The sequence below is a fragment of the Saccharopolyspora mangrovi genome, assembly GCF_035320975.1.
GTDB lineage: Bacteria > Actinomycetota > Actinomycetes > Mycobacteriales > Pseudonocardiaceae > Saccharopolyspora > Saccharopolyspora mangrovi.
Genome location: NZ_JAWLNX010000048.1, coordinates 8,690 through 11,456, shown reverse-complemented (window position 1 = coordinate 11,456; position 2,767 = coordinate 8,690). Strand labels below are relative to the sequence as shown.

At 71.3% G+C, this 2,767-nt stretch carries 3 protein-coding genes; 1 reads left to right on the top strand and 2 read right to left on the bottom strand.

Annotation, left to right across the window (positions count from 1 at the left end; translation table 11 throughout):
• Positions 1-124: 124 nt before the first annotated feature.
• Positions 125-706: a hypothetical protein gene (locus R4I43_RS34120; RefSeq protein WP_324269863.1), complete on the top strand. Its 582-nt coding sequence runs from the start codon at positions 125-127 to the stop codon at positions 704-706.
• Positions 707-1,250: 544 nt separating this feature from the next.
• On the opposite strand, the gene R4I43_RS34115 is transcribed toward R4I43_RS34120, so the two are convergent.
• Positions 1,251-1,883 (bottom strand): hypothetical protein, encoded by a 633-nt coding sequence (locus tag R4I43_RS34115; RefSeq protein WP_324269862.1) that lies wholly within the window; start codon positions 1,881-1,883, stop codon positions 1,251-1,253.
• 161 nt (positions 1,884-2,044) lie between these two features.
• Positions 2,045-2,638 (bottom strand): hypothetical protein, encoded by a 594-nt coding sequence (locus R4I43_RS34110; protein WP_324269861.1) that lies wholly within the window; start codon positions 2,636-2,638, stop codon positions 2,045-2,047.
• Positions 2,639-2,767: the final 129 nt, after the last annotated feature.

Genomic DNA, 2,767 nt, shown 5'->3' with positions numbered 1-2,767 from the left:
CCCCCGCACTGCATTCCGCCCCTTCTGCCGGTGACGGCGTGGACCCGGGCGTGTCGGGACGAATCGCCGCTCCCGCTGCCTACCGTCGGACGACGTCAAGCGCATCCGATGAAGGGGGAATGGGATGAGCGCAGCAACGCCCCGCGGGGGCCGCAGGCCGCGTCGGTCGACGCGAGTCAGCCAGGACCTGGAACGGGCACGGCAGCGCAATGCCGAGCAGCTGGCCGAGCAGAAGAAGCGCGAGCAGTTGGTGGAAGACAGCCTCGTTGAGTTCGTCGACGCGGGGGTGGTCATCGCGGCGGAACAGGCCGCCTTGGAGGACAAGGTGGCCGTGCTGCACCGCAAGATCGATCAGGCACGCGCGGAATCCACGGAGCGGGTCGCGGGTGAGCACGCGCGGCAGGCAGCGGCGGCTTGGGCGATCCACGAACACGGCGGGCGCAGCGCCGCACAGGTCGCCGAACTCCTGGAACTGCGCAGCGAGAAAGAAGCACGGCGGCTGATCCACACCGGCCGCACTGGCGCCGTGAACCAAGACTCAACCGGGCCGGGCGCAACCGGCGAGCAGGAGCCCGGTCTGGATGGGGGCACGGCTGAGCAGCACGACACCGGCTTGCGGCATACGTCGACGGCGGCCGTGTTGCCAGACCCGACGATGCTCGATCACGAGGCGGCGCGACAGGACGGGCAGCGCGACGCTGGGTAAGGCGGGAGTCGTGGGATGGGCGGTGAGCCAGGTCTTTCGTCGGGATCGGTGCGTGGGTCGCGGTTCGGGCCGTGTGGCGGTGGACGGTGGCCGGGCACCGGGGAGGCGGTGCCCGGCCACCTGGAGTGGGCTGCGGGGTGTCGGGGGTCAGTGACCCGCGCCTCTGCTCGGCCGCATGGCCTCGGCCCTGCGGGGAGACTGGCCGACAGGCTGGTGTCCGTTCGGGGCCGGTCCGGTGTCGGTTGGGGCGCCGTGCTGGGCGAGCCAGGGTTTCGGTGTTGGTGTAGATCCGAGGAGCTGTGCACGATCGCCCTGGTGGCCAGGTCCCCGGTCGACGTAGTCGGCGGTGTCGTCCGGGCGCGGTGGTCGCGGCGCCGATGGGCCCGATACGTGCGGCGTATGGAGGTCCGCTGACCGGCCGGGATGGCCGGTCCGCGGGCCAAACCACGCGGGGCGCGGTGGGGCCCATTGGGGGCGGTTTTGGGGGGCCGGCGGCCGGGCCGGGATGGCCGGTCAGCGGACCTACCGTCGCGGTGGCAGAGCGTCAGCGCGGGCGGGTGGGGCCGTCGGACTCCTCACCGTGAGGTCGGGGAGCACGGGACTGCCCGAACACGGCGAGGATCGCCTCGACGGCGGCGTGGGCCTGGATTCGGGCGGCGGTGCGGTCGATCTGGTCGAGGATCGCGGCGAACCACTGGCCGAAGGTGTCGGTGAACGGGGCGGGTTCGCCGTGCCCGGTGGCGCCGGTGAGCACGACGGCGCCGTAGAGGGTCGGCACGAACTCCGGCGTGACGGCGAGGCGCTGGGCGTGGGCACGGCCGAGCTCGGTGGAGGCGTAGGTGCCTTCGGCGACATCGGCGATGAGCTCGCAGACAAGCCCGGTGGCGGTGTCGTTGGTGCGTGACCCGTCTTCACCGGCCCAGATCAGGACGTCCGGGGTGTACTGGATGACCTCGGCGAGTGTGTCCCCGACCCGGGTGGCGATGGCGGGAACCGGGTCGGCGCGGGGGATCTCGATGAGCTCGATGCGGTCCTGGTCGAGCAGGACCGCGCGCATCATCTCCGGCCCGGAGACATCCCAGAACCCGTTGGCCGCCGGGGACGGCTCCTGCGGTGCGGCGAGGGGAGCGAGGAGCTGCTCGATGTCGTCGACGAGGTCACGGGGTGGCTGGTGCATGACGAGGTCCCTTTCGCAGTGGGTGTGAGCGGGGTGAAGACGGCACGAGGCCCCTTGCTGGAGTCGGTCTGGTTTTCCGGTTCCAGCAAGGGGCCTCGTTGTGAGGGGTGCAGGTTGTGTGCCGGGGCCCGGCTGCGGCACGGGCCCCGGCGGTGTGTTGGTCAGGGGGGAGTCCGGGGTGTCTGGGGTTTCGAGGACGGTGCCGGGCTCGATGCCGCGTGTGCGTCCAGGAGGAGGGCCGCCAGGGGGAGGACTTCGACGTCGAGGGAGGACTGGACGACGGTGGCGGTGGTGTCGAACCAGTGGGTGAAGGCTTCGGCGAGCGGGCCGGGTTCTCCGTCGTCAGTGACGCCGGTGATCACGGCGTGGCCGTGAATGGTGGGAACGAACCCGGGTGTGTCCAGGAGTGCCTGGGTGTGGGCGCGGGCGTGGTCGCTGGCGGCATAGTCGCCGGTGGTGATGTGGTTGGGCAGCTCAGTGATGAGCGAGGTGGCGCCCGGGTTGAACTCACTGGTGCGCTGGCTGTTGTCCCCGACCCAGATCAGGGCATCTAGGGTGTAGCGGACGCGTTCGGTGAGCGGGTCACCCACCCGCTCCCGGATGGCCTGCTGGGTCTGGTGGCAGGGGATTTCGATGATGCCAGCGCCCTCGTAGGTAAGCAGGATCGCGGTCATCATCTCCGGCGTTGACGGCGTCCACCAAGCCTCGTCCTGCGGGGTGGCGTGCCAGGTGGCGGCGTCGGGATGCTGGGTCATGACGGACTTCCTCCTTCAGATGTGGTGGTGCCGGTGTCAGGCACCGGCGAGCACACAGAAGGGGTGGGGGGCGGGCGGTGGGGGGCCGCACCCCACCCCGGGGGGGGGGGGGGGGAACGCGCGGACGGG